Raw genomic sequence first — 25,575 nt, 5'->3', positions numbered from 1 at the left:
CGGCGGGGGCGATCCCCCGGCGGGCTCAGGCCGCCTCCGCCTCCGCCGGCTGCGCGCCCGCCTCCGGCCGGAGCAGCTCCGCGGCGATCTCACGGGCCCGGTCCGACCACGGGGTGGGCCGCAGCGTCTGGGAGTCGACCCGGACGAGCACCCGGTGGCCCTGGGCGTAGGTCGCGGCGCCGTCGGCCGAGCAGAGCCGGAAGCCGTAGGTCAGACCGGTACGGCCGAGGCGTTCGACCCACAGGTGTGCGGCGTAGCGGCCCGGGCTGGTGATCGGCCGCTCGTAGGAGACCCGCATCTCCTTGATGACGTTGCACATGTCCCCGGCGGCCGCCCAGTCGCCGTCGAACCGGAAGCCCCGGCCGTGCCAGTACTCCGACCAGGCGCGTTCGGCCAGCAGCGGGTAGCGGGAGTTGTGGAGCATGCCCAGCGCGTCGAGGTCGTCGAAGTGGACGGTGACGGGGACCAGCCGGCCGTACGGGAGGGGGCCGGCGGCCGGCAGGGGTTCGACGCTCACGGGGAACTGCTCCAGGGGTGCTTCGGTGTCGGTGTGCGGAGCCATCGTAAGCGGCCGCTTAGAACGCTGTGTCCACCGGTCCCCGCCCGTCATGGCAGCCGGGGCCGGCGGAGCACGGCCGGCCCCGGTGCGGTCCCCGTACGAGGCGGCCCCGCCGGTGGCCTCAGCCGGACGTGCCGGCGCTGCCGTCGTAGTCGGTGGTCCCGCCGTCCAGGAGTGCGCTCTGCCGCGGGGCCGCCGTCGCCCGGGAGAGCCAGCGCAGGGAGTGGTAGCCGGTGAGCACGACCAGGGTGCCCAGGGCGATGCCGCTCAGTTCGAAGTGCTCGGTGAACTTCAGCGAGACCCCGCCGATGGCGATGACGATGCCGGCCGCGGCGGGGATGAGGTTCAGCGGGACGGTGAAGTCCACCTTGTTCCGCACCCAGATCTGGGCGCCGAGCAGGCCGATCATGCCGTACAGGATGACGGTGATGCCGCCCAGCACGCCGCCGGGGATCGCGGCCACCACCGCGCCGAATTTCGGGCACAGGCCGAAGAGCACCGCGAAGGCCGCGGCCGCGGTGTAGGCCGCCGTCGAGTAGACGCGGGTCGCGGCCATCACCCCGATGTTCTCGGCGTACGTCGTGGTGGCCGGGCCGCCGACCGCGGTCGAGAGCATCGTCGCGGTACCGTCCGCGACGATGGCCATCCCCATCTTGTCGTCCAGCGGATCGCCGGTCATCTCGCCGACGGCCTTGACGTGGCCCGCGTTCTCCGCGACCAGCGCCACCAGGACGGGCAGCGCGACCAGGATCGCGGAGGCCGAGAAGTTCGGCGCGTGGAAGGTGGGGGCGCCGATCCAGTCGGCCTTGGCGACACCGGAGAAGTCGATGCGCCAGTGGTCGGTGAGCTTCCCCGAGCCGTCGACCGAGTGGATCTTTCCCGCGGTGCGGTCCAGGACCCAGGAGAGCGCGTAGCCGAAGACCAGGCCCAGGAAGATCGCGATGCGCGACCAGAAGCCCCGCAGCACGACCAGCGCGAGCCCGGTGAAGAGCATCGTGGCCAGCGCCGTCCACTGGTCCTGGGGCCAGTAGACGGAGGCGGTGACGGGGGCGAGGTTGAAGCCGATGAGCATGACGACCGCGCCGGTCACCGTGGGCGGGAGCACGGCGTGGATCACCCGGGCGCCCAGGACGTGGATGGCGATACCGCAGCCGGCCAGGCAGGCGCCCACGACGAGCATCGCGCCGGTCAGGGTCCCGGCGTCGCCACCCTGTCCCGCGATCACCGCGGACACGCCCACGAAGGACAGCGACGACCCCAGGTAGCTGGGGATGCGGCCGCGGGTCATCACCAGGAACAGCACGGTCGCCACCCCGGACGCCATGAGGGCGAGGCCGGGGTCCAGGCCCATGAGCACCGGGGCGACGAAGCATGCGCCGATCATGGACACGACGTGCTGGGCGCCGAGCCCGATCGTCCGCCCCCAGCTCAGGCGCTCCCCGGGCCTGACCACCTCACCGGGCTGCAGGTGCTTGCCATCTCCGTGCAGCTTCCACCCGAAGCCCGCCATGATCACGCTCCACTGTTGCGACGCCCTGCACCTCACAGAGCCGAGGTGATTCATAGCCGAACGATTCCCTCCGAACAAAACCGCGGGCCGCCCCCGCCTCGGCGGCCGGGTCTCGTGACGGCCTGGTGGTACGTCCGGGCCGGGCCGTTGCCCAGGCGTTCCGGGCACCGGAGCAGCGCGGAGTCACAAGAGGGCGCGCCGGTCATTACCCCGTTCCGGGCATCGGCAATCGGGCGGCGCCGGGAGCCGTCGTGCGGGTGTCACGCTGAGCGGATGACGACGACTCAGGAATGCGGCGACGAACACGGCCCGCCGAGGACCGTGACCGCCACGGGCGTGGCGAAGGTGCTGGCGCGGATGCGGGAGCTGGACGCCGCGCTGCCCCCCGAGGACGGGGTGGCCGTCTTCAACGGGGTCTATCTGACCGTCACCGAAGCGGTGGCCCAGCGCCTGGGCCACGGCGGGTTCGACGATCCCCGGGCCGCCGGCGAGCTGGACCTCCGCTTCGCGCGGCGCTACTTCGACGCGGTGGACGCCGCGGCCGCCGGGCTGCGGCCGCCGGCCTGCTGGCGGCCGCTGCTCCAACTGCGCCGCCACCCGGGCGTGCGTCCGCTGCAGTTCGCGCTGGCCGGGATCAACGCCCACATCGGCCACGATCTGGCGCTCGCGGTGCTGGACACCTGCCGGGCGCTGGAGTGCGAACCGCAGGTACTGGAGAGCGACTTCGACCGGGTGGGCGGGGTGCTGGCGAGCCTGGAGGAACGGATCCGGGAGCGGCTGATGCCCGGCCCCGACGTGCTGGACATCGCCGATCCGCTGACGCATCTGATCGGGTCATGGAGCCTGGACAAGGCCAGGGACGGCGCCTGGGTCGCGGCCCGGGCGCTGTGGGGCGTACGCGCACTGCCCCAGGTGGCGGCGGAGTTCACCGAGCGGCTGGACGCCGGGGTGGGCCTGGTGGGGCGGATGCTGCTGACCCCGCTGCCCGGCTGACCCGCCCCGGCGTCCGCGGCCCGCCTTCCTCGCCCGGCGCTCCCCGCTCCGCCACCTCGACGTGTTCCCACCTTGAACCTCCCCGGGCCGGCGCTACGTTGGCCGCAGGGCACGGGGACAGCCCCTGGGGAACGCCTGAGACGAAGGAGTGCGTGCATGGGCATCCGACTCGGTCTGAGCCTTCCGCAGATGCGGCAGTACGACATCGGACGCGACGTTCCCGACGTGGCGCGGGCGGCGGAGCGCACCGGATACGAGAGCCTGTGGGTCTTCGAGCGGATCCTGTTCCCCGAGCCCGCCACGCAGGGGCTGTACGGCATCCCGGGCGTGCCCTGGCCCGACCAGTACCGCTCGGTGGCCGACCCGCTGGTGACGCTGACACTGGCCGCGGCCGCCACGGAGCGGGCCCGGCTGGGCACCAGCGTGCTGGTGGCCCCGCTTCACGTGCCCTTCCAGCTGGCCCGGAGCCTGGCGTCGCTGGACGCGGCGAGCGGCGGCCGGGTGGTCGCGGGCCTGGGCACCGGCTGGTCGCTGGACGAGTACGCGGCCGCCGCCGTCGCCCCGTTCGGCCGGCGCGGCAAGGTGCTCGACGAGTTGATCGACGTCTGCCAGGCGGTGTGGGGCCCGGACCCGGTGGCGTACGAGGGGCCGCTGACCACCATCGCGCCGTCGGTCGTCGGGCCCAAGCCGAAGCGGCCGATCCCGATCCTGCTGCCCGCCAACAGCCCGCGCGCGCTGCGCCGGCTGGTCGACCGGGCGGACGGCTGGATGCCCGTCGGCATGGGCGCACACAAGCTGGCCGAGCAGTGGCAGCGGGTGCAGGAGCTGGCGGCCGAGCGGGGGCGCCGGGAGCCGGTGCGCAGCGTGCTGCGGGTGAACACCCTGCACACCGCCAAGGCGTACGACGGCCCGGACCGCAAGCCCTTCCAGGGCAGCGTCGAGCAGATCACCGAGGATCTGGTGGCACACGCCGCGGTGGGCGTGGAGGAGATCCTCATCGACCTCCAGGGCGGCGCCCGCGACGCGCAGGAGCTCAAGGACCTCGCGGCGGAGGTGTACGCGGCGGCGCGGGCGGCCGGGGTCTAAAGGGCCCAGGGGGCCCGGCGGTGTGCCGGGCCCCTGGTGTCCTTGAACCTCCGGTTGCCCTCAGTCCTCCGGCAGTTCGATCGGCGCGATCTCGTCGTACAGGTCGCCCGGTCCGGGGTTGGTGGCATCGGTGCTGCCACCGAAGTGGTGCATCACGCCCCACACCGCGTTCAGCGCGGTCTGCACCGCGCCCTCGGCCCAGCCCGCCGTCCAGGAGATGTCGTCACCGGCGAGGAAGATGCCGCGCTTGTCCTCGGGGAGGCGGTCCTGCATGAAGTGGGTGAACAGCCGCCGCTGGTAGCGGTAGTGGCCGGGCAGGTTGGCCTTGAACGCGCCCATGAAGTAGGGCTCGTTCTCCCAGGAGACGGTGACCGGGTTGCCGATGATGTGCTTGCGGATGTCGACCTTCGGATAGATCTCCGACAGCGACTTCAGCATGACCTCCATCCGCTCGTTCGCGTCCAGCGGCAGCCACTTCAGGCTGTCGTCGCACCAGGTGTACGACAGGCAGATGACGGCGGGCTTGTCCGGCCCGTCGTCGAGGAGGTACGTGCCGCGGGTCATCCGGTCGGTGAGCGTCATCGACATGACGTCCCGCCCCGTCTCCTCGTCCTTGTCCAGCCAGAACGGCCGGTCCACCGGAACGAAGAGCTTGGACGACTCCATGTAGTGGGTGCGCTCCATCGCCGTCCAGTGGTCGATGGGGAACAGCGAGTCGTCGCACGCGATCTTGCTCAGCAGCATCCAGGACTGCGCGGTGAAGACGGCGGCCTCATAGGTGCGGATGTCGCCGTCGGCGTCGGTCACCGTGATGCCGTTGCCCGCGGTGCGGTGCAGCCGGGTCACGGCGGGACGCGGGGTGCCGTCGTGCAGCGACGACAGCGAGGTACCGGGCGCCCAGTGCACGATCTTCGCCGGCTCGCGCTCCCACAGGCGCAGCGGCAGCTGCTGGCTGCCGCCGACGATGCCGCGGTGGTGGTCGTCGGCCTCGGTGTAGACGACCCGCAGGATCTCCAGGATGGAGTTGGGGAAGTCGGTGTCCCAGCCGCCGGTGCCGAAACCGACCTGGCCGAAGATCTCGCGGTGCCGGAAGGACTTGAACGCCTCCGACTCGCAGAGGAACCCGTAGAAGGTCTGGTTGTCGAGCTTCTCGACGAGCTGCGCCCAGATCTCCCGGATGCGCGGCACATCGCGCTCGCGCATCGCCTGGTTCATGTCGGAGAAGTCGGCGCCCTCCTCCAGGCAGGCGTTCCACGCGTTCATGACGTCGCGGTAGACCTGCGGGAGGTCGTCGACCGTGACGGCGTAGTGCGACTCGCCCTTGAGGTCGACGACGGTCGAGGGGGTGTCCGGCGCCAGCGGGTTGGGGAACGGCGTGGTCGTCAGGCCCACCAGGTCGATGTAGTGCTGCAGCGCCGTCGAGGACGGCGGGAAGCGCATGGCGCCCATCTCGGCGGTCAGGCCCGCCCCCTCGGCCCCGGTGCCCTCGAAGCCGACGGTGCGCAGCCGGCCGCCTATCTGGTCGGCCTCGTAGACGACGGGCCTCAGGCCCATCTTCATCAGCTCGTAGGCGGTGATGATGCCGGAGAGGCCGCCGCCGATGACCGCGACCTCCTTGCCGTGCTCGACCGCGGGGATCTGGCCCAGGCCCGCGGGGTGGGCGAGGAAGTCGTCGTAGGCGTACGGGAAGTCCGGGCCGAACATGGTGATCGGCGGCTGGGCATCCGCGTGGTGGGCGGCGGTGGGCACCGTGGACGTCATCGGGGCGGACTCCTCGCAGGCAGGGCAGGGCTGAAGCAGGCAGGGCAGGACGCCCGGCGCGGGCAGGGCAGGGCTAAAGCAGGCAGGGCGGCGCGGGCCGGCCTGCGGCGGAGGGGGTGGGACGGGGTCGGGCCGGGGTGGGCGGGTCAGGTCACGTCAGCGGGCCGTACAGCTCGGGCCGCCGGTCCTCCAGGTACGGGTTCTCCGCCCGGGACTCCTTCAGGAAGGCGGCGTCCACGTCGGCCCGCACCAGCTGCTCGCCGCGGCCGGCACGGGTGCGTACGACACCGTCCGGGCCGGCCAGGCAGCTCAGGCCGACGAACTCGAACTCGCCCTCCGTGCCGACCCGGTTGACGTACGCGATGTACATCTGGTTTTCGAAGGCGCGGACCGGGATGACGGATTCGGCGACGAACTGGAAGGGGTGCATCTGCGCGGTGGGCACCAGCAGCAGATCGGTGCCGGCCAGCGCATGCGCCCGGACGTTCTCCGGGAACTCCACGTCGTAGCAGATCAGCACGCCGATGCGGAGGCCGGACAGCTCGGCCTGGACGACCGCCCGCTCGCCCGGGGTGAACCACTGGCGCTCGAAGCAGCCAAAGAGGTGGGTCTTGCGGTAGTTCGCCAGGCGCGCGCCGTCGGGGCCGATGAGCTGCGCGGAGTTGTAGACCGCGGCGCTGTCGGGGTCGTCGTGGCCGGCGCGCTCGGGGTAGCCGTAGAGCACCGCGATGCCGTGCTCGGCGGCGATCTCGCCGATGGCCCGGGCGCTGTCGCCGTCGGCGGGCTCGGCGAGGCGGTGCACGTCGCCGCCGATCGCGTAGCCGGTCAGGAACAGCTCGGGGCAGACCAGCAGTCCGGCGCCGGTCGCGGCCGCCGAGCGGGCCGCGTCACCGAGCACCCGAAGATTGTGCGCGACATCGCCGGGCCGGCCCGAACTCTGGAGCAGGGCGGTGTGCAGCGACGTCATGGGACCCCTCGGCGGACGGTTCGGGCGGGACGCATTGACGGTACGGGGCGGCGACGATTCCGGACAAGGCGCCACCGTTGCGTGCCGACGGACGATTCATTGCGCGTTCAAGCGAGACCCCGGCGATTCGTTGCGCCCGGCGTTCGCGCAGGTCGGACCGGCGTGCCCGGGGCGCCGCGGGACGGCCGGGGCCCGTGCGGGCGGCGACGAGACCGTCAGGCCGTGGGGGGTGCGGCAGCGATCGCCTGCGCGACGGCGCGACGGGTGAGACCGCGCAGCCAGATGTGCCCCGCGTCGGCCTCCTGGCGCGGGTGCCAGGCCATCTCCATGGTCATCGCCGGCAGGTCGAGCGGGATGGGCAGGGTGCGCAGCCCCAGCGAGCGGACCGCCGACGCCGCGGTCCGCTCGCTGGCCAGGCCGACCGCATCGCTGTCGCGGACCATCATCAGGGAGGCCGCGAAGGTGGGCACGGTGGCGATCACCTTGCGGCGCAGTCCGAGTGCGGCGAGCGCGGCGTCGACGGGGCCGGTGAGCCGGCCGCGGCGGGTGAAGTTGAGGTGCGGGGCGTCGGCGTAGCGGCGGGGGGTGAGCTTGACGGTGGTCAGCGGGTGCCCGTCGCGCACCACGGCGACCGCACGATCGGTGAACAGCTCCTCCGTACGGATCTCCGGCTCGCGGCTGTCGATGACGCCCACCTCCAGGTCCGCGGCGCCGTCGCGCAGCAGCGGCACGTCGATGTAGCTCTCCCCGAGGAAGCGCAGCACGACCTGCGGGGCCTCCTCGGCGGCGAGGGCGACCAGGCGGGGGCCGAGGGCGGTGACCAGGAGGTCGTTGGCGTTGATGGTGAAGATCCGGGCGAGCTGGGCCGGGTCGGCGGGTGCGGCCGGCGCGAGCACACCGTGGGCCGCCTCCACCAGCCGGCGCACCTCGGCCCTGATCTCCAGGGCACGCGGGGTCGGCACCATCGTGCGCCCGGCGCGGACGAGGACGGGGTCTGCGATCGTGCGGCGGATCCGGCCGAGGGTGCGGCTCATGGCGGGCCCGGAGAGCCCGAGCCGGTCGGCGGCCGCGGTCACGCTCTCCTCCTCCAGCAGGGCGTCCAGGGCCGTCAGCAGGTTCAGGTCGACGGATGCGTTTCGCGCAGTCATGGAGTCCATACCTTGCGGTGGGGGTCAATCCACCGGACTTTAGTGCGGTGCGAGACGCGGTCGGCGTGGACGTGCGCCCGCCGGGCACCGGGCGGGCCAGAGCGGGTCGCGACAGGCGGTGCTGCGGCCCTTCCACGGCCCGCTTCGGTGCTGCGGCGGTGTTCAGCCCGGCGCGCCCGAGCTGTAGCGCCGCAGCAGCGGCGACAGCACCAGCACCGACTTCGTCCGCTCCACGAACGGCTCGCCCGCGATCCGTTCCAGCACCCGCTCGAAGTGGCGCATGTCGGAGGCGAAGACCTGGACGATGGCGTCCGCCTCACCGGTGACGGTGGAGGCGGACGCCACTTCCGGGTAGCGCGACAGGCCGCGGTGGATCGCCTCGGGCGAGGTGTTGCGGCGGCAGTAGATCTCGATGTAGCCCTCGGTCTCCCAGCCGAGCGCGGCCGGGTCCACCCGTACGGTGAAGCCGGTGATCGCTCCGTCGGCCCGCAGCCGGTCCACCCGGCGCTTGACGGCCGGAGCGGACAGCCCGACCTCCTGGCCGATGTCGGCATAGCTGCGGCGGGCGTCCTCGGCGAGGGCGTGGACGATGCGTTCGTCGAGATCGTTCAGTCGCACTGCGGGTGGATCACTTCTCTGACGTGGCCAATCGGGAGCGGCGCAAGCCGTATCCGAAGTAGACCACAAGGCCCACGGCCATCCAGACACCGAAGACCACCCAGGTCACCGCCTCCAGGCTGTACATCATCCACAGGCACAGCACGAAGCCGATCGCCGGGAACAGCGGGGAGAGCGGGGTACGGAAGGTACGCGGCATGTCGGGACGCGTCCGGCGCAGCACGATGACGGCCACGTTGACCAGCGCGAAGGCGAAGAGGGTGCCGATGCTGGTGGCGTCGGCCAGCTGGCCCAGCGGCACCGCCGCGGCCAGCACGCCGCAGAACAGCGACACGATCACCGTGTTGACCCGCGGCACACCGCTCTTGGCGTGCACCTTGGAGAACGCCTTCGGCACCAGGCCGTCGCGGGACATCGCGAACAGGATGCGGGTCTGGCCGTAGAGCACGGTCAGTACGACGCTGGCGATGGCGATGACCGCGCCGAACGCGAGCAGCACCGCCCACCAGCTCTGTCCGGTGACCGCCTTCATGATCCCGGCCAGCGCGGCCTCGGAGCCCTGGAACTTCTGCCACGGCATCGCGCCCACGGCGATCGCCGCGACCAGGCAGTACAGCGCGGTGACGATCACCAGCGAGAGCATGATCGCGCGCGGCAGGTCGCGCTGCGGGTTCTTGGCCTCCTCGCCGGCCGTGGAGGCGGCGTCGAAGCCGATGTACGAGAAGAACAGGGTCGCGCCCGCGGCGCTGACGCCCGCCATGCCCATCGGCATGAAGTTCGCGTAGTTGCCGGACCGCACGCCCTGGACGGCGACACCGCAGAACAGCAGCAGCGCGACGATCTTGACGAGCACCATGACGGTGTTGGCCCGGGCGCTCTCCTTGGCCCCGCCCATCAGGAACGCCATCGCCAGCAGCACCACCAGCAGCGCCGGCAGGTTGAAGATGCCGCCGTCGCCGGGCGGCGCGGACAGCGCGTCCGGGATGGTGAAGCCGAAGACGCCGTTGAGCAGCTCGTTGAGGTACTCGCCCCAGCCCACCGCGACGGCCGCGACCGAGACGCCGTACTCCAGGACCAGACACCAGCCGCAGACCCAGGCGATCAGCTCGCCGAGGGTGGCGTAGGCGTAGGAGTAGGACGATCCGGAGACCGGCATGGTGCCGGCCAGCTCCGCGTACGACAGCGCCGAGAACAGCGCGGTGATGCCGGCGATGATGAAGGAGATGACGACCGCGGGGCCGGCGTCCGGGACGGCCTCGCCGAGGACCACGAAGATGCCGGTGCCGAGCGTGGCACCGATGCTGATCATGGTCAGCTGCCACACGCCCATGGAGCGGCGGAGCGAACCGCCCTCCCCCTTGCCGCCCTCGGCGACCAGCCGCTCGACCGGTTTGCGCCGCATCAGCCGGGTGCCGAGGCCTCCGGGGGCGGGTGGCTGGGTGTCGCGGTCCCCTGCGGGTGGGGCTGCGCCGTGCTCCAACACTGGGGTGGCTCCTTCATCGCTGCCGGTCAAGGCGGGTTCGGAGGACGGCGACCGGCAGCGGCCAGGTTGCAGGCATGCCTAAGCCACCTGCAGCAGGAGACCGCCGAGCAGACGGTCTCCGCCACTCCACGTACAGCGCATGACCTTACGGGCCGCTGTTGACCTGCCGTAATGCGGGTTCCTTGCGCAACCGCGGACGATCGTTGCGCACGGGCGCGGCGGGCGGTCGTTCGTTGCGCGCCAGGGTCCGAACGCCGGGCCTGCCCGCGGGGCGTCCAAGGGGTGGACATCCGTGGTGCCCACACCCATCCGGCGGCGCCCGGATACGCGAGCGGCCCCGCACCCATGGGGTGCGGGCCCGGTGAGCCGTGCCGGCGGAGCCGCTGAGCGGCCCCGTGGCGGATCAGCTCCAGCTGTCGTGGAGCGGCTTGCCCTCGGCGTAGCCGGCGGCGCTCTGCACGCCGACCACGGCCTTCTCGGCGAACTCGGCCAGGGAGGCCGCGCCCGCGTAGGTGCAGGAGCTGCGGACGCCCGCGATGATCGAGTCGATCAGGTCCTCGACGCCGGGGCGGGCCTGGTCGATGAACATCCGGGAGTGCGAGATGCCCTCCTCGAAGAGCCCCTTGCGGGCCCGGTCGTAGGCCGACTCCTCGCTCGTCCGCCGCTGCACCGCACGCGCGGAGGCCATGCCGAAGCTCTCCTTGTACGGGCGGCCGTCGGCGGTGTGCTGGAGGTCGCCGGGCGACTCGAGCGTGCCGGCGAACCAGGAGCCGATCATGACGTTGGACGCGCCGGCGGCCAGCGCCATGGCGACGTCGCGGGGGTGGCGCACACCGCCGTCGGCCCAGACGTGCTTGCCGTACTTCCTGGCCTCGGCGGCGCACTCCAGCACCGCGGAGAACTGCGGCCGGCCGACGCCGGTCATCATGCGGGTGGTGCACATCGCGCCCGGTCCGACGCCGACCTTGATGATGTCCGCGCCGGCCTCGATCAGGTCGCGGACGCCCTCGGCGGCGACGATGTTGCCCGCCACGATCGGGACCTGCGGGTCCAGCGCCCGGACGGCCTTGACCGCGCTGATCATCGTCTCCTGGTGGCCGTGCGCGGTGTCCACGACGAGCGTGTCCACACCGGCGTCCAGCAGCGCCTTGGCCTTGCCGGCCACATCGCCGTTGATGCCGACGGCGGCGGCGATCCGCAGCTTGCCGTCGGCGTCCGTGGCGGGGGTGTACAGGGTGGCGCGCAGGGCGCCCTTGCGGGTCAGGACGCCGACCAGCATGCCGTCCGCGTCGACCGCGGGCGCGAGCTTGCGGTTGGCGGCGTCGAGGCGGTTGAAGGCCTCGCGCGGGTCGATGTCGGCGTCCAGGACCAGCAGGTCCTTGGACATGACCTCGGCGACCTGGGTGAAGCGGTCCACGCCGGCCAGGTCGTGCTCGGTGACGACACCGACCGGGCGGCCGCCCTCGACGACGATGCCCGCGCCGTGCGCCCGCTTGGGCAGCAGCGACAGCGCGTCGGCGACGGTCGCGACCGGGGAGAGCACGATCGGCGTGTCCAGCACCAGATGGCGGCGCTTGACCCAGGTGACCACCTCGGTGACGACATCGATCGGGATGTCCTGCGGGATGACGACCAGGCCACCGCGGCGGGCGACGGTCTCGGCCATCCGGCGTCCGGCGATCGCCGTCATGTTGGCGACCACGAGCGGAATGGTGGTACCGCTGCCGTCGGGCGAGGACAGGTCGACACCCTGGCGGGAGCCCACGGCGGAGCGGCCGGGCACCATGAACACATCGTCGTAGGTCAGGTCGTAGGGCACCGAAGAACTCTCTTCGAGCGCGCCGTTCTTCGGATTCAGGAATCGCATATGGCCAGGATACGGGCCCTGACCAGGGCTCATACGATTGTCCGAGCTGCCGCTGGGCCGTGTGTGCGATCCGCCAACGCCGCCCGCGCCCTGCTCCCGGGCCGCCCCTGGTCAGGCCGCTACGCCCCCTGACGGCCCCGCCCACGGGCCATGATCACGGCCAGTCCGGTGTCCGTGTCACGCCAGTAGCCCACCGCGTCCGCGAGGACGGACTCCACGATGCTCCAGTCGTCGGGGGCGGCGGCCGCGTAGCCCTGCCAGTCGGTGACGACCAGCAGCCGGCCGCGGTCGGCCGGGCACCACGACAGGTCGGTGAGGCAGTCGGCGAGCGCGTCCCAGTTGTGGCCGAACCAGGCCGGCAGCCGCAGCGCACCGGCGCACCGCGCCATGAAGGCGGCCTTGTCCCGGGCCCCGTCCAGCTCCAGTGACGCGCCGGTCCACCCGGCGTCCCGGGCGGCCGCCAGGGCGTCGGCCACCGGGCGCTCGGCGGGCCAGGTCAGCACCCCGGGGGGCGTACTGCCGTCGAGCACCGCCTTGAGCGGCCGCGGCACCGTGCCCGTCATCGCCGTACCGCCTTGCCGGTCATCGCAGCACCGCCTTGAAGCTTCGGTAGTGGTCGTCGGTGTAGTACGTCTCGTGGCCCCGGCCGGTGACCAGGCGGCGGGGGCCGCGGTCCGGCGAGCCGGGCGTGGGGACCGTGTACTCGTGGTAGTAGCCGCGGGTCTGACGGGGCAGCAGGCCCTCGCGGTTGCCGAAGACGGTCCCGTCCTGCCGGTAGGGGAAGGGCCCGCCGGCGTCGATGAGCGCCAGGGTGTCCCGCGCCTGGGAGGGCAGTGCGCCGACCGGGACGACCGGCATGCCCCGCGCCCAGTCGGGTACGGCGGAGGCGCCCGGCGCGGGGGTGGCGACGGTGGCCGCGGCCCGCGGCGATCCGGGTGAACTCCCCTTGTCGCCACCGCCGGTGGCGCATCCGGTGAGGACGAGGAGCAGGCCGGCGAGCAGCGCGCCGAGGACGGCGGCGGCTCGGCGCGGGGCGGAGTGGATCTCCATGGCGCCGATGCTGTCACAGGCGTGCGCGAGCCGCTCGCCGATGGGCGCGTCGGGGGTGGCCGGCGACGAGCACGTCGGGGGTGGCCGGGCTGCGCGGCCACCCGGCGGGCATCACCGCCCGTCGGGATCCGCCCGGTCCAGCGCCGGTCGCGGCCCGGGGCCGGTCTCCAGCAGCAGGTGGTCGGCGGCGGCGGTGTCGGTGACCAGGCTCGTCACCAGCCCGGAGCGCAGCACCGCGCCGATCGCCGCGGCCTTGCGCCGGCCGCCCGCGATGGCGACGACCTCGGGAATACGGCGCAGCCGGTCCGCCTCGACCGTGATGCACCGCTCGCCCAGGTCCCGGCCGATCCGGCGGCCCTCGGCGTCGAAGAGGTGCGCGGACATCTCGGCGGCCGCGCCCAGCGAGGCGTAGTGCTCCCGCTCCTGCTCGCTCAGCATGTCGTAGACGGTCGAGACGCCCGGCTCCCAGGAGCCGATGGAGACGCAGGCGACGGTGACCTTGTCGAAGTACTCGAAGGCCCGGGCGATGCCGGTCTGCCGGCGCAGCGCCTCGGCGGTCGCCGAGTCGGGCAGCAGCATCGGCGCGTAGATCGGGTGCGCCTCGCCCCCGGAGACGTCGGCCGCGCGGCGCACCGCCTCGACCGAGCCGCGGTCGGCGGTGCCCGCGTCGTAGACCCCGGTCAACTGCACGACGGTGCACGGCGGGAGCCGGTGCAGCGCGGCCGCCATGTGGATGGTCGAGCGGCCCCAGGCGAGGCCGAGCACATCGCCCTCGTTGACGAGCTCGCCGAGCAGGTCGGCGGCGACCTCACCGAGGTTCTCGGGGTCGGCGGCGTCGTCGGGCGGGGTCTGGCCGCCGAAGGCGGGGGGAGCGTCCGCGGGCGACTCGACGACCACCGCGTGCCGCAGGCCGTAGCGGGCCCGCAGGGCGTCGGAGCGTTCGGCGTCCAGTTCGGAGGGCACCCGGATCTCGATCCGTACGAGATCACGCTCCAGTGCCGTTTCCAGCACCCGCGCGACCTTGAAGCGGCTGACGCCGAACTCCTCCGCGATCTGGATCTTCGACTTTCCCTCAAGATAGAAACGGCGGGCCATGGCCGCAGCCTGCACCAGCTCGGCAGGGCCCATTCCGGACTGTGGGCGGCTGGCTACCACGAAATTCTCCCCTTTTGCGCATCTGATCGAGTCTTTGCTCATCCTTTCAGAAACCCGAGGGCAACGGGGACCATCGGCGCCTCGACCGTCGTGAACGCTCGATTGCGCAACGGACAACTGGCGGCGCGACCGGGCCACGAGGGCATCCCCGTGGCGCACCGGCCGGGCCGCCGGCCCCCGCGTCCCGCATCAGTGCGCGCAGCCCCAGCCCGCCGCCGCGGTCGCCGCCTCGGCCTTCTCCCGCAGGTCCCGCACCGCCTTGGCCGGGTCGTCCGCGCCGTAGACCGCCGAACCGGCCACGAACACATCGGCCCCGGCCTCCGCGCAGCGCTCGATCGTCGAGGCGGAGACCCCGCCGTCCACCTGGAGCCACAGCTGGAGCCCGTGCCGGGAGATCAGCTCACGGGTGCGGCGGATCTTCGGCAGCATGATGTCCAGGAACGCCTGGCCGCCGAAGCCCGGCTCCACGGTCATGATCAGCAGCATGTCCAGCTCGGGGAGCAGATCCTCGTACGGCTCGATGGGCGTGGCCGGCTTGAGCGCCATCGACGCCCGCGCGCCCTTGGCCCGGATCTCCCGCGCCAGCCGCACCGGCGCGGCCGCCGCCTCCGCGTGGAAGGTCACCGACCCGGCCCCGGCCTCGATGTACTGCGGCGCCCAGCGGTCCGGGTCCTCGATCATCAGATGCAGATCGAGCGGGGTGTTCGTCGCCTTGCTCAGCGACTCGACGACCGGCACGCCGAGGGTGAGGTTCGGGACGAAGTGGTTGTCCATGACGTCGACGTGCAGCCAGTCGGCGCCCTCGACGGCCTTCGCCTCCTCGGCGAGCCGGGCGAAGTCTGCGGACAGGATGCTGGGGTTGATCAAGGCCATGGGACCAGTATGGCGTCCCGGCCCGGCGGGACCGGAGCCGGGACCGCCCCGGGCGACCGCCCCGCCCACCGGGCCGGCACCCGACCGCTCCTCAACCCGTCCCTCAGCCCTTCCCGCCGCCTCTTCCTAGGCCCGCGCTTCCTCAGCCCGTCCGTCGCAGCAGCGCCAGATACATCGCGTCCGTGCCGTGCAGGTGGGGCCACAGCTGCACGTCGGGGCCGTCGCCGAGCGCCGGTACGCCCGGCATCAGCGGCCGGGCGTCGACCCACTCCACCTGCACCGGCGCCCCGCCACGGCCCTTGATCACGTCGTCCACCACGGCCCGGGTCTCGGCCGGGTGCGGCGAACACGTCGCATAGCCGACGACGCCGCCGACCCGCACCGCCGCGAGCGCCTGCCGCAGCAGCTCGCGCTGCAGCGGGGCGAAGCCGTCCAGGTCCTCCGGGCGGCGCCGCCAGCGGGCCTCCGGCCGCCGGCGCAGCGCCCCCAGGCCGGTGCACGGCACGTCCATCAGGACCCGGTCGAAGGCGCCGGGCCGCCAGGCCGGGCGGGTACCGTCGGCGGCGATCACCGTGTACGGGCCGGGGTTGCCCTCCAGCGCACGGGCCACCAGCCGCGCACGGTGCGGCTGCTTCTCCGACGCCAGCAGGGCAGCGCCGCGCTCCGCGGCGAGCGCGGCCAGCAGCGCCGCCTTGCCGCCGGGGCCCGCGCAGCCGTCGAGCCAGGCGCGGTCGGCCCCCTCGACCGGCGCGTTGGCCAGCGCCAGGGCGACCAGCTGACTGCCCTCGTCCTGCACACCGGCGCGCCCCTCGCGTACCGCGTCCAGCGCGCCGGGCTCACCGCCCTCCGCGAGCCGGACCGCGTACGGCGACCAGCGCCCGGGCAGTGCGCCCTCCTCGCCGGCGGCCGCCATCAGCTCCTCGGTGGTGGACCGGCCGGGCCGCGCCACCAGCGTCACCTCGGGGCGCTCGTTGTCCGCCTCCAGCAGGTCCTCGATACCGGCGCGGCCGCCGCCGAGGGCGTCCCACAGCGCCGAGACGATCCAGCGGGGATGGGCGTGCACGACGCCGAGGTGGTCCTCGGGGTCCTCGTCGTACTCCGGGGCGACCCGCTCCAGCCAGCCGTCCAGATCATGCGCGGCGACCTTGCGCAGCACGGCGTTGACGAACTTCGCCCGCCCGTCGCCCAGGACCACCCGCGCCAGCTCGACGGTGGCGCTGACCGCGGCGTGGGTGGGGATGCGGGTGCCGAGCAGCTGATGCGCGCCGAGCGTCAGCACGTCCAGGACCGGCGGGTCCACCTCCCCCAGCGGCCGGTCCACGCACTGCGCGATGATCGCGTCGTACGTCCCCTGGCGCCGCAGCGACCCGTAGACCAGCTCCGTCGCCAGCGCCGCGTCCCGGCTGTCGAAGTCGCCGCTCTCACGGGCCTTGCGCAGCAGCGACGGCATGACGAGGTTGGCGTACGCGTCCCGCTCGTCGACGGCCCGCAACGCCTCGAACGCGAGGATCCTGACCGGGTCCTTCTTCGGGCGGCGATAGGGCTTGCTGGGGCGACGGCGGGGCTGCTCACTCACAGAAAAGGTGCTCCGGATACGGGATAGGGGTTCGGCCCACACGAGGGGCGCGTCCCAGCCTACGCGGCCCGGCCGGCAGCAGCCCGGCAGGGACAACCGGCGGTGGCCTGAAGGGGCACCGCCCGGCCCCACCGCTGGGACCATCTCCCGGCCCCACCCGCTGGGAACACCATCTCCCAGCCCCACCCGCTGGGAGCAGCATCTCCCGGCCCCACCCGCTGGGAGCAGCATCTGCCAGCCCCACCGCTGGAATACCCGCCGCCCCCACCACGTTGTGGCCCGCAAGGGGCCCCCGCGCCCCCTACGGGATCTGTTCGCCCGCCCCCTAAGGCTCCCCCGCCCCCGCAACCCCTCCCCCTTAAGGCGCGTCCCCCACCCGCTCGCCCTTCTCGATGCGTACGCCGCGCGCCCAGTCCGCCGCCTTCATCGGCTTCTTGCCCTGCGGCTGGACCCAGACCAGTTCGACGGGGTGGCTGCCGGTGCCGACGTAGACGGCCTTCTTCGTGACGGCCAGTTCGCCGGGCGCGAGGCCGAGTTCGCCGTGCCCGGCGGCGGAGACGGCCGACATCAGCTTGAGGCGCTCGCCGCGGAAGACCGTCCAGGCCCCGGGCGCGGGCGCGCAGCCGCGGATCACCCGGTCGACGCGGAGCGCCGGCGCCGCCCAGTCCACCTTGGCGTCCTCGACCTCGATCTTCGGCGCGAGCGTGATGCCCTCGGCCGGCTGCGGTACGGGCTGGAGCGTGCCGTCCTCGATGCCGTCCATCGTCGCGACGAGCAGTCCGGCGCCGGCGAACGCCAGCCGGGTGAGCAGATCACCGCTGGTGTCCGTGGGACGGACTTCCTCGGTCAACACCCCGTAGACCGGGCCGGAGTCCAGCCCCTGCTCGATCAGGAAGGTCGAGGCGCCGGTCACCTCGTCGCCCGCGAGCACCGCGTGCTGGACGGGCGCCGCGCCCCGCCACGCGGGCAGCAGCGAGAAGTGCAGATTGACCCACCCCTGGGCCGGGATGTCGAGCGCGACCTTCGGCAGCAGCGCCCCGTAGGCGACCACCGGGCAGCAGTCCGGCGCGATCTCCCGCAGCCGGGCCAGGAAGTCCTCGTCGCGCGGCTTGAGGGGCTTGAGGACCTCGATGCCGGCCTCCTGCGCGCGCTCCGCGACGGGGCTGGCCACCAGCCTCCGTCCGCGGCCGGCGGGCGCGTCGGGCCTGGTCACGACGGCCACGACGTCGTGCCGGTCCGAGGCGATCAGGGCATCGAGGGCGGGTACGGCGACCTCGGGGGTACCGGCGAAGACAAGCCTCATGGGTGGCGATCTACCTCTCACACGCAGCGGAACGACGCACCAGTCTATGGGGCTTGGTCCGGTTCACAGCGGTGGATCCAGGGGGCGTACGACATTTCCCGCGCCTCGCACGGAAGCTCGTACGCCCCCATACCGTGACCAGAGCCGCTGCTGTCGCGTTGGTCAAACAGCATTGACCCACGACCGGGCCGCCTTGGCGGCCCGATCGCATTAACCCTTCCTTTTCCACGCCGGTTCGAGAGGCTTGCTCATGGCCGACCACGCAACCCACGACGCCCAGGCGCGCGCCAGCCTGCATCTCCTGGTGCGGGACATCGAGCGGGTCCGCCGGCAGGTGGACGCACTGCGCACGCTGACCGCTCAGCTCGGCAACGTCTACCGGCCGCGGCGTACCGGCCCCTCCGCCGGCTTCGTCGTCTACGGACGCGCGCCCGCGCCGACCGTCCGCCTCGCCCAGGAGTTGCGGGACAGCGTCGAGACACTCGTCACGGCCGCGGTCGACTTCGACCGTTCGCTGGGCTTCTCGTGGGACGCGGTGGGCTCGGCGCTCGGCGTCACCAAGCAAGCCGTGCACCGCCGTTACGGCGCCCGCAGGGCCACCGCCCAGCCCGCGGCCGACAGCGGCGGCGAACCGGCGGTGCATGCGCCCGAGTCCTCCCCGGCCCGCGCGGTGACCATGGCCACCGGGCTCCCGAGCGCGCCGACCATGCCCGGCTCCCGCTCCCTGCCCGCCCAGCCCTCCGGGCCCGCCGCCCGTGACGAGGCGACCCGGCCGGGCGCCTTCCCCGGCCCCCGCAACGGCTGATACCGCTTCACCGGCCACACCGGGCGCGGCCCTTCGCACGCTCGCCAACGCCCCGGGACCGAGCGCCGGCCACGGCCCCGGGGCGGCGCCATGTCCACTGCGCCATGGCCCTGGAACCATCCGCGGTCCTCGTCCACGGTGCCGTGTCCGCGGCGGAAGAGTGGCGCCGGTGCGGAACGGGCGGACCATGGCAGCAATACGGAGCGGGCGGACCGTGGCAGCAGTGCCGAGCGGAGCCGACGGACACGGCTTCCCGGCCGTCGCCGCTCATCCCAGGTCCGGCGGGTCGATCCGTACCCGTACCGCCTCTCCCTCCCGTTTGACCAGCCGCGCCGCCCGGGCCGCCTTGAGCGCCGCGGCGAGCGCCGTTCCCTGGCCGGGACGGACCCGTACAAGCGCGCGCTCCCACTCCTCACCTACGGGCGGGTCGCCCGGCCGGCGCGGCCGCCCGGGGTCCGGCACCGGCAGCGGGACCGGTCCCAACACCTCAGCGCCCTCGGGGAGTTCGGCGGCTCGCAGCAGCTCGACGACATCCTCGGCGCGGCCGGCCACCGAGGCCATCCGGGACACCGGGGGGAACCCCAGCTCGGCCCGCTCGCTCAGCTCGCGGACCGCATGGCCGACCGGATCCCAGCGCACCAGCGCCTGCACGGGCCGCAGCGTGGGCTCCGCGATCACCGCGACCGTGCCGCCCTCGGCCTGGCCACGCACCAGCGCGGCGGCGCCCAGCCAGCGGCGCAGCGCCTCCTCCCCGGCCCGCAGATCCGGTCGCCCGAGCAGCGCCCAGCCGTCCAGCAGCAGCGCGGCAGCGTAGCCGCCGCCCTCGGCCACCGGCTCCGCGCCCGGCGTGCTCACCACGAGGGCGGGCGCTTCGGGGACCGAGGCCAGCACATGGTCGCGCCCGGATGTCCGCACCGGGACCGCCGGGAAGGCCCGGCCCAGCTCCTCCGCCGTCCGCCGCGCCCCCACGATCTGGGCCCGCAGCCGAGCGCCACCGCACTCGGCGCAGTGCCAGTCCGGCTCCGGGCGTCCGCACCAGGCGCAGCCCAGCTCCCCCGCCGCCTGTGCCTCCAGCGGGCCGGCGCAGGCCCGGCACCGCGCCGGGGTGCGACAGCGCTCGCATGCCAGCCGGGGCGCATATCCGCGGCGCGGCACCTGCACCAGCACCGGCCCGTGTTTGAGCCCCTCCCGCACCACCTGCCAGGCCATCGTCGGCAGCCGGGCGGCCCGCGCCGCGGCGTCGCGCGCCTCGTCGCCGTCCCCGACCGTACGGACCAGCGGCGCCGCGGTCCGCACCTGCTCGCGCTCCGCCGCCAGCGGCCGCGCCCAGCCGGTCTCAACCAGCTGTGCCGCCTCGACCGTGCAGCTCAGTCCGCCCAGCAGGAAGCCGGCCCGCTCGCTCACCGACCGCTGGATGAGCACCTCGCGGGCATGCGGCTGCGGCGCATGCGGATCGCTGTGGCTGGCGTCCCCGTCGTCCCACAGCGCCACCAGTCCCAGATCGGCGACCGGCGCGAACATCGCCGCCCGGGTCCCGACGACGGCACGCACCGAGCCCCGGCTGACCGCGAGCCAGCGCCGATACCGCTCCTCGGGCCCCGCGTCGGCGGTCAGCAGCACATGCCGCCCCGCCCCGATCAGCTCGCCGAGCGCGGCGTCCACCCGCGCCGCGGCCCGCCCGTCGGGCACCACCACCAGGGCCCCGCGCCCGCCGGCCAGCGCCGCGGCCGCCGCCCGCGCCAGCTCCTGCGGCCAGGTCGCCCCCGGCAGCGCCGTCCACACCGCGCGCGGCGCATCACCCCGCGCGAGCGCCGCCAGGAACCCGGGCCCCGCCGCGTAGCGCCCCCAACTCCCCGGTTCGGGGGGTGCGTTGGGTGGCAGCGGCGCCGGCGAGGGCTTGGCCTCCGCGCGTGCCCGTCGGGGCGGCACCGCCAGCTGCACCACATCGGCCAGCGTCCCCGCATACCGGTCCGCCACGGCCCGGCACAGCGCCAGCAATGGGGGGCCAAGCACCCGCTCCGCCGACAGCACCTGGGCGATCGGCGCGAGCACCCCCCGATAGTCGCTCTGCGCCACCCGCTCCACGATGAACCCGCTGACGAGCTTGCCGCCCTCCCGGCGGCCGCCCTTCTCGCCCGCCCCGAACCGCACCCGCACCCTTACCCCGGGCTGCGCCTCGGCGTCCATCGCCGCCGGCACGGCATAGTCGAAGTAGCGATCGAGGTGCACCAACCCCTTGTCGACCAACACTCGCGCCACCGGCAGCTCCGCCGCCAGCTCGGCCCCCCGCCACGTCCGCGGCTTGGCCCGCTCGGCCTTGGTCTCCCGCACGGCCTCCCGGATCAGCGCCAGCTGCTCCCCCACGTCCGACGCCCCCTCCTCCGCTCGCCCGTTGTGCCTGCTCACAGCTTCAGTCTTAGCAGACGGCACTGACAGCGAGCGGAGGTGAGCGGCCGCCCGGCGGACAGCCCACGGCCCCGGACCGCTGGGCGGTCCGGGGCCGTGGGCTGCGTCGGCGAAGGGGCTTGCTTACAGCCCGGCGGCCTTCTGCAGGGCCTCCACGCGGTCCGTGCGCTCCCAGGTGAAGTCCTCCAGCTCACGGCCGAAGTGGCCGTAGGCGGCGGTCTGGGAGTAGATCGGGCGCAGCAGGTCGAGGTCCCGGATGATCGCGGCCGGGCGGAGGTCGAAGACCTCGGCGATCGCCTGCTCGATCTTGTCGGTGTCGACGGTGGCGGTGCCGAAGGTCTCGACGAAGAGGCCGACCGGCTCGGCCTTGCCGATGGCGTAGGCGACCTGGACCTCGCAGCGGGCCGCGAGGCCGGCGGCGACGACGTTCTTGGCGACCCAGCGCATGGCGTAGGCGGCCGAGCGGTCGACCTTGGACGGGTCCTTGCCGGAGAAGGCACCGCCGCCGTGGCGGGCCATACCGCCGTAGGTGTCGATGATGATCTTGCGGCCGGTCAGGCCCGCGTCACCCATCGGGCCGCCGATCTCGAAGCGACCGGTCGGGTTGACCAGCAGGCGGTAACCGTCGGTGTCCAGCTTGATGCCGTCCTCGACGAGCTGGTTGAGGACGTGCTCGACGACGAACTCGCGGATGTCGGGCGCGAGCAGCGAGTCGAGGTCGATGTCGCTGGCGTGCTGCGAGGAGACCACGACGGTGTCGAGGCGGACGGCCTTGTTGCCGTCGTACTCGATGGTGACCTGGGTCTTGCCGTCGGGGCGCAGGTAGGGGATGGTCCCGTTCTTGCGCACCTCGGACAGGCGGCGGGAGAGCCGGTGCGCCAGGTTGATCGGGAGCGGCATCAGCTCGGGCGTCTCGTCGCAGGCGTAGCCGAACATCAGGCCCTGGTCGCCCGCGCCCTGCCGGTCCAGCTCGTCGTCATCGCCCTCGACGCGGTTCTCGTACGCGGTGTCGACACCCTGGGCGATGTCCGGGGACTGCGCGCCGATGGAGACCGAGACGCCGCAGGAGGCGCCGTCGAATCCCTTCTTGGACGAGTCGTAGCCGATGTCCAGGATCTTGTTGCGGACGAGGTTGGGGATGTCGGCGTACGCCTTGGTCGTCACCTCGCCGGCCACATGGACCAGGCCGGTGGTGATCAGCGTCTCGACGGCGACCCGGGAGGTCGGGTCCTCCTTGAGGAGCGCGTCGAGGATGGTGTCGCTGATCTGGTCAGCGATCTTGTCGGGGTGGCCCTCGGTCACGGACTCCGAGGTGAACAGGCGGCGGGACACATCGCTCCCTGGGGTTGCAGCGGCTGCTGGCTGATCATTGGCGGAAGGGCCGAGAGCTGCGCTCGGCCCGATCCACTCGCCAGTTTATCGGTCGTATGTGGCGTTCGGGCACGCGGTCTCGATTTATGGACCCCTCGTGACCTGCAACACCACGCCTCACGGTAGGACGATCACCTTGAGTATGGGTCGGGTCAAGGGGACACGCCGCTTTTCGTGAGGCCGTTGAGGTGACCGATGGGCGAGATTCGGCCGTACGGGCGGGAGCAGGCCCGGGACTAGGGAAGGCGCGGGGCCACCAGGTCCCAGACGGTGTCTGCCAGGGCTTCCTTGGGGCCGTAGGGCACCGGGGTCTCGGCGCCGTCGGCAGCCAGGATCACCGCCTCGTTCTCGGCCGAGCCGAAGGCCTTGTGCTCGCCGACCTCATTGACGACCAGCAGGTCACAGCCCTTGCGGGCGAGCTTGGCACGACCGTTGGCCAGCACGTCGTCGGTCTCCGCGGCGAAGCCCACGACGATCTGTCCGGGGCGGGCGCGGTCGGCGGAGAGCTCGGCGAGGATGTCCGGATTCCGGACCAGGGTGACTGGTTCCGGCTCCTGGCCCTCGACCTTCTTGATCTTGCCGGTGGTGTAGACGGCGGGACGGAAATCGGCGACGGCCGCGGCCATGACGACCACGTCGGCATCCGCCGCGGCCTTCAGGACGGCCTCCCGGAGCTGGCGGGCGGTGCCTACGGGCAGCACGTCCACCCCGGCGGGGTCGGGCAGCTCGGTGTTGCCCGCGACCAGCGTGACCCGGGCGCCGCGGGCGGCCGCGGTCGCGGCGAGCGCGTAGCCCTGCTTGCCGGAGGAGCGGTTGCCCAGGTAGCGGACGGGGTCCAGCGGTTCACGGGTGCCGCCGGCGGTGACGACCACATGGCGGCCGGCGAGGTCCTGAACCGAGGCGCCCTGTGCGCCGCGGGCCAGGACCCGGCGACAGAGTTCGAAGATCTCGACCGGGTCGGGGAAGCGGCCCTTGCCCGTGTCGGCGCCGGTCAGCCGACCGACGGCGGGCTCGACGACGATCACACCGCGCCGGCGCAGTGTGGCGACGTTCTCCTGTGTGGCGGGGTGCTCCCACATCTCGGTGTGCATCGCCGGGGCGAAGACCACCGGGCAGCGCGCGGTGAGCAGGGTGTTGGTCAGCAGGTCGTCGGCGAGGCCGTGGGCGGCCTTGGCCAGCATGTCGGCGGTGGCGGGGGCGACCACGACGAGGTCGGCGGCCTGGCCGATGCGGACGTGCGGGACCTCGTGGACGGACTCCCAGACCTCGGTGGTGGCCGGGTTGCCGGACAACGCCGACCAGGTGGCCTCGCCGACGAAGTGCAGCGCCGAGGCGGTGGGCACCACCCGTACGTCGTGCCCGGACTCGGCGAGCCGCCGCAGCAGCTCACACGCCTTGTACGCGGCGATGCCGCCGCTGACACCCAGGACGACCCTGGGCCGCTCCCGCTCCCGCTTGTCCATCGCTTCGCGCTCCCCGAGCTGAAGGTCCGTGGGTCTGTACGCCCCTATGACACACCAAGGGCCCGGCGGTCGCTCCCCCGGCCAGTCGCCGGGCGGTGCCCCTTGCCGGGCCCTTGGTGACGTACTGCTGCTTACTGAGCGGGGCCCTCGATGGCCTCGGAGGTCAGCAGACCCGCGTTGATCTCGCGGAGCGCGATCGAGAGGGGCTTCTCGTGGACGTGCGTGTCGACCAGCGGGCCGACGTACTCGAGCAGGCCCTCGCCGAGCTGGGAGTAGTACGCGTTGATCTGGCGCGCGCGCTTGGCGGCGTAGATCACGAGGCTGTACTTCGAGTCGGTGGCCTCGAGAAGCTCATCAATGGGCGGGTTGATGATGCCCTCGGGTGCGGTGATGGAAGAGGACACTCTCTACCTTCCGAAAGGGGATGAAGCCTGGGTGTCACGCGCCCTTGTGCCATACGGCACGGCGCAAAATCTCGGTCGGTCCGGGGGCCGGTGCGGTTCCGCGGCGTCAGCCGCCGGCGTTGGGCTCCTCGGATCGATGCAGCATCAAGGCTAGCAGCTCACGGCTGACGTCCTCGACGGAGGTGTTGACGAGCGTCGCGTCGAACTCCTTCTCGGCGGCCAGCTCGACCCTGGCGACCTCCAGCCGGCGCTCGATGACCTCGGGCGCCTCGGTGCCCCGGCCGGTGAGCCGACGGACCAGCTCGTCCCAGCTCGGCGGCGCCAGGAAGACCAGGTGGGCCTCCGACATGGACTCACGGACCTGGCGGGCGCCCTGCAGATCGATCTCCAGCAGGACCGGCTCGCCGGACTCCAGGCGGTCCAGCACCGCCTTGCGCGGGGTGCCGTAGCGGTTGCCCGCGAACTCGGCCCATTCGAGCAGCTCGCCGTTGGCGACCAGCTTGTCGAATTCCTCGTCGTCGACGAAGAAGTACTGGACACCGTGCCGCTCCCCGGGCCGCGGCTTGCGGGTGGTGGCCGAGACCGAGAGCCAGACCTCGGGGTGGACCTTGCGCATATGCGCGACGACCGTGCTCTTGCCGACCCCGGAGGGGCCGGAGAGCACGGTCAGTCGCGGTTGTCTGGCCGGGGGCGCGGGGGTCGTCCCCCCGGAGACTGCAGAACTCATGCAGCGATTATTCCAGCTTCCCGGTGATGCCGGAAAATTCAGGCACCGTTGCTGCCGAACTCGCGCTCCAACGACGCGATCTGGTTGGAGCCAAGACCCCGGACACGGCGGCTCTCGGAGATCCCGAGTCGCTCCATGATCTGCTTGGCGCGGACCTTGCCCACGCCCGGCAGGGACTCCAGGAGGGCGGAGACCTTCATCTTGCCGATGACGTCGTTCTCCTGGCCCTGCTTGATGACGTCATGGAGGGATGCACCGGAGTGCTTGAGCCGATTCTTGACCTCGGCGCGCTCCCGGCGAGCCGCGGCGGCCTTCTCGAGCGCGGCTGCGCGCTGTTCAGGGGTAAGGGGCGGAAGAGCCACGCCTACGTCACCTCGGATGTCGAACTGTCGGATACGGACCGGTGTGGAACCTAGTCGCCCCACAACTGCGGAGCAACGAGCAACGCGC

The 25,575-nt window shown here is 72.9% G+C and carries 23 protein-coding genes; 3 read left to right on the top strand and 20 right to left on the bottom strand.

What is annotated here, in order from left to right; translation table 11 throughout:
• Nucleotides 1-25: 25 nt before the first annotated feature.
• Both ACZ5XZ_RS12370 and ACZ5XZ_RS12365 read right to left on the bottom strand, forming a co-directional pair.
• On the bottom strand, nt 26-517 hold the full coding sequence (locus ACZ5XZ_RS12370; RefSeq protein WP_468976928.1) for an acyl-CoA thioesterase: 492 nt from the start codon (nt 515-517) through the stop codon (nt 26-28).
• A gap of 163 nt (nt 518-680) precedes the next feature.
• A complete protein-coding gene (locus ACZ5XZ_RS12365; protein WP_468976926.1) occupies nt 681-2,069 on the bottom strand; it encodes a uracil-xanthine permease family protein in 1,389 nt (462 codons plus the stop codon).
• Nucleotides 2,070-2,342: 273 nt separating this feature from the next.
• On the opposite strand from ACZ5XZ_RS12365, the gene ACZ5XZ_RS12360 reads away from it, so the two are divergent.
• On the top strand, nt 2,343-3,062 hold the full coding sequence (locus tag ACZ5XZ_RS12360) for a DUF5995 family protein (RefSeq protein ID WP_468976925.1): 720 nt from the start codon (nt 2,343-2,345) through the stop codon (nt 3,060-3,062).
• Between the two features lie 156 nt (nt 3,063-3,218).
• Nucleotides 3,219-4,148, top strand: coding sequence for an LLM class F420-dependent oxidoreductase (locus ACZ5XZ_RS12355; RefSeq protein ID WP_468976924.1), 930 nt, complete (start codon nt 3,219-3,221; stop codon nt 4,146-4,148).
• A gap of 60 nt (nt 4,149-4,208) precedes the next feature.
• Here ACZ5XZ_RS12355 and ACZ5XZ_RS12350 read toward each other — a convergent pair whose 3' ends face one another.
• The 12 genes from ACZ5XZ_RS12350 to fmt form a co-directional block, all read right to left on the bottom strand.
• Nucleotides 4,209-5,909 carry a flavin monoamine oxidase family protein gene (locus ACZ5XZ_RS12350; RefSeq protein ID WP_468976922.1) on the bottom strand — a complete coding sequence of 567 codons (1,701 nt, stop codon included), beginning with the start codon at nt 5,907-5,909 and terminating at the stop codon, nt 4,209-4,211.
• Nucleotides 5,910-6,060: 151 nt separating this feature from the next.
• Nucleotides 6,061-6,876, bottom strand: a complete 816-nt coding sequence (locus tag ACZ5XZ_RS12345; protein ID WP_468976920.1) for a carbon-nitrogen hydrolase family protein — start codon at nt 6,874-6,876, stop codon at nt 6,061-6,063.
• A gap of 215 nt (nt 6,877-7,091) precedes the next feature.
• Complete coding sequence (locus tag ACZ5XZ_RS12340; RefSeq protein WP_468976918.1) at nt 7,092-8,024, bottom strand: LysR family transcriptional regulator; 933 nt, start codon at nt 8,022-8,024, stop codon at nt 7,092-7,094.
• A 162-nt stretch (nt 8,025-8,186) separates the two neighbouring features.
• Nucleotides 8,187-8,642, bottom strand: a complete 456-nt coding sequence (locus ACZ5XZ_RS12335) for an Lrp/AsnC family transcriptional regulator (protein WP_393487901.1) — start codon at nt 8,640-8,642, stop codon at nt 8,187-8,189.
• Nucleotides 8,643-8,652: 10 nt separating this feature from the next.
• Nucleotides 8,653-10,125, bottom strand: coding sequence for an amino acid permease (locus tag ACZ5XZ_RS12330; RefSeq protein ID WP_468976916.1), 1,473 nt, complete (start codon nt 10,123-10,125; stop codon nt 8,653-8,655).
• Nucleotides 10,126-10,528: 403 nt separating this feature from the next.
• Nucleotides 10,529-11,992, bottom strand: coding sequence for a GuaB1 family IMP dehydrogenase-related protein (locus ACZ5XZ_RS12325; RefSeq protein WP_468976914.1), 1,464 nt, complete (start codon nt 11,990-11,992; stop codon nt 10,529-10,531).
• 119 nt (nt 11,993-12,111) lie between these two features.
• A complete protein-coding gene (locus tag ACZ5XZ_RS12320; RefSeq protein ID WP_468976913.1) occupies nt 12,112-12,555 on the bottom strand; it encodes a barstar family protein in 444 nt (147 codons plus the stop codon).
• 19 nt (nt 12,556-12,574) lie between these two features.
• Nucleotides 12,575-13,042: a guanyl-specific ribonuclease gene (locus ACZ5XZ_RS12315; RefSeq protein WP_468976910.1), complete on the bottom strand. Its 468-nt coding sequence runs from the start codon at nt 13,040-13,042 to the stop codon at nt 12,575-12,577.
• 111 nt (nt 13,043-13,153) lie between these two features.
• Nucleotides 13,154-14,170: a sugar-binding transcriptional regulator gene (locus tag ACZ5XZ_RS12310; RefSeq protein WP_384443093.1), complete on the bottom strand. Its 1,017-nt coding sequence runs from the start codon at nt 14,168-14,170 to the stop codon at nt 13,154-13,156.
• Nucleotides 14,171-14,386: 216 nt separating this feature from the next.
• Entirely contained in the window at nt 14,387-15,070 is a 684-nt protein-coding gene (gene rpe, locus ACZ5XZ_RS12305; RefSeq protein ID WP_468976907.1) for a ribulose-phosphate 3-epimerase, read from the bottom strand.
• 142 nt (nt 15,071-15,212) lie between these two features.
• Nucleotides 15,213-16,646: an RsmB/NOP family class I SAM-dependent RNA methyltransferase gene (locus ACZ5XZ_RS12300; RefSeq protein ID WP_468976904.1), complete on the bottom strand. Its 1,434-nt coding sequence runs from the start codon at nt 16,644-16,646 to the stop codon at nt 15,213-15,215.
• 358 nt (nt 16,647-17,004) lie between these two features.
• On the bottom strand, nt 17,005-17,949 hold the full coding sequence (gene fmt, locus ACZ5XZ_RS12295; protein ID WP_468976901.1) for a methionyl-tRNA formyltransferase: 945 nt from the start codon (nt 17,947-17,949) through the stop codon (nt 17,005-17,007).
• A 250-nt stretch (nt 17,950-18,199) separates the two neighbouring features.
• Between fmt and ACZ5XZ_RS12290 the strand changes: the two genes are divergently transcribed.
• Entirely contained in the window at nt 18,200-18,754 is a 555-nt protein-coding gene (locus ACZ5XZ_RS12290; RefSeq protein ID WP_468976899.1) for a hypothetical protein, read from the top strand.
• Nucleotides 18,755-19,021: 267 nt separating this feature from the next.
• Here the strand turns inward: ACZ5XZ_RS12290 and ACZ5XZ_RS12285 are convergent, their stop codons facing one another.
• The 6 genes from ACZ5XZ_RS12285 to ACZ5XZ_RS12260 form a co-directional block, all read right to left on the bottom strand.
• Nucleotides 19,022-21,160, bottom strand: coding sequence for a primosomal protein N' (locus tag ACZ5XZ_RS12285; protein WP_468976896.1), 2,139 nt, complete (start codon nt 21,158-21,160; stop codon nt 19,022-19,024).
• 123 nt (nt 21,161-21,283) lie between these two features.
• The gene (gene metK, locus ACZ5XZ_RS12280; protein ID WP_384485054.1) at nt 21,284-22,492 is read right to left on the bottom strand and encodes a methionine adenosyltransferase; all 1,209 of its coding nucleotides are present in this window, start codon (nt 22,490-22,492) and stop codon (nt 21,284-21,286) included.
• A 275-nt stretch (nt 22,493-22,767) separates the two neighbouring features.
• Nucleotides 22,768-23,994: a bifunctional phosphopantothenoylcysteine decarboxylase/phosphopantothenate--cysteine ligase CoaBC gene (gene coaBC, locus ACZ5XZ_RS12275; protein WP_468976893.1), complete on the bottom strand. Its 1,227-nt coding sequence runs from the start codon at nt 23,992-23,994 to the stop codon at nt 22,768-22,770.
• Between the two features lie 131 nt (nt 23,995-24,125).
• The gene (rpoZ, locus tag ACZ5XZ_RS12270; RefSeq protein WP_005319902.1) at nt 24,126-24,398 is read right to left on the bottom strand and encodes a DNA-directed RNA polymerase subunit omega; all 273 of its coding nucleotides are present in this window, start codon (nt 24,396-24,398) and stop codon (nt 24,126-24,128) included.
• A gap of 106 nt (nt 24,399-24,504) precedes the next feature.
• On the bottom strand, nt 24,505-25,125 hold the full coding sequence (gene gmk, locus ACZ5XZ_RS12265) for a guanylate kinase (RefSeq protein WP_468976891.1): 621 nt from the start codon (nt 25,123-25,125) through the stop codon (nt 24,505-24,507).
• A 38-nt stretch (nt 25,126-25,163) separates the two neighbouring features.
• Nucleotides 25,164-25,487: an integration host factor gene (locus ACZ5XZ_RS12260; RefSeq protein WP_468976888.1), complete on the bottom strand. Its 324-nt coding sequence runs from the start codon at nt 25,485-25,487 to the stop codon at nt 25,164-25,166.
• Nucleotides 25,488-25,575 lie beyond the last annotated feature (88 nt).

The organism is Streptomyces sp. NPDC033270 (assembly GCF_055576575.1).
The sequence above is the reverse complement of the archived record's forward strand: the minus strand, read 5'-3'. Positions and strand labels throughout refer to the sequence as shown.

Bases quoted from the DNA above. Each gene is read 5' to 3' on its own strand.
- ACZ5XZ_RS12365 (WP_468976926.1), bottom strand. From the start codon at position 2,069: ATGGCGGGCTTCGGGTGGAAGCTGCACGGAGATGGCAAGCACCTGCAG.
- ACZ5XZ_RS12360 (WP_468976925.1), top strand. From the start codon at position 2,343: ATGACGACGACTCAGGAATGCGGCGACGAACACGGCCCGCCGAGGACC.
- ACZ5XZ_RS12355 (WP_468976924.1), top strand. From the start codon at position 3,219: ATGGGCATCCGACTCGGTCTGAGCCTTCCGCAGATGCGGCAGTACGAC.
- ACZ5XZ_RS12350 (WP_468976922.1), bottom strand. From the start codon at position 5,909: ATGACGTCCACGGTGCCCACCGCCGCCCACCACGCGGATGCCCAGCCG.
- ACZ5XZ_RS12345 (WP_468976920.1), bottom strand. From the start codon at position 6,876: ATGACGTCGCTGCACACCGCCCTGCTCCAGAGTTCGGGCCGGCCCGGC.
- ACZ5XZ_RS12340 (WP_468976918.1), bottom strand. From the start codon at position 8,024: ATGACTGCGCGAAACGCATCCGTCGACCTGAACCTGCTGACGGCCCTG.
- ACZ5XZ_RS12325 (WP_468976914.1), bottom strand. From the start codon at position 11,992: ATGCGATTCCTGAATCCGAAGAACGGCGCGCTCGAAGAGAGTTCTTCG.
- ACZ5XZ_RS12320 (WP_468976913.1), bottom strand. From the start codon at position 12,555: ATGACGGGCACGGTGCCGCGGCCGCTCAAGGCGGTGCTCGACGGCAGT.
- ACZ5XZ_RS12315 (WP_468976910.1), bottom strand. From the start codon at position 13,042: ATGGAGATCCACTCCGCCCCGCGCCGAGCCGCCGCCGTCCTCGGCGCG.
- ACZ5XZ_RS12310 (WP_384443093.1), bottom strand. From the start codon at position 14,170: ATGGGCCCTGCCGAGCTGGTGCAGGCTGCGGCCATGGCCCGCCGTTTC.
- rpe (WP_468976907.1), bottom strand. From the start codon at position 15,070: ATGGCCTTGATCAACCCCAGCATCCTGTCCGCAGACTTCGCCCGGCTC.
- fmt (WP_468976901.1), bottom strand. From the start codon at position 17,949: ATGAGGCTTGTCTTCGCCGGTACCCCCGAGGTCGCCGTACCCGCCCTC.
- ACZ5XZ_RS12290 (WP_468976899.1), top strand. From the start codon at position 18,200: ATGGCCGACCACGCAACCCACGACGCCCAGGCGCGCGCCAGCCTGCAT.
- coaBC (WP_468976893.1), bottom strand. From the start codon at position 23,994: ATGGACAAGCGGGAGCGGGAGCGGCCCAGGGTCGTCCTGGGTGTCAGC.
- gmk (WP_468976891.1), bottom strand. From the start codon at position 25,125: ATGAGTTCTGCAGTCTCCGGGGGGACGACCCCCGCGCCCCCGGCCAGA.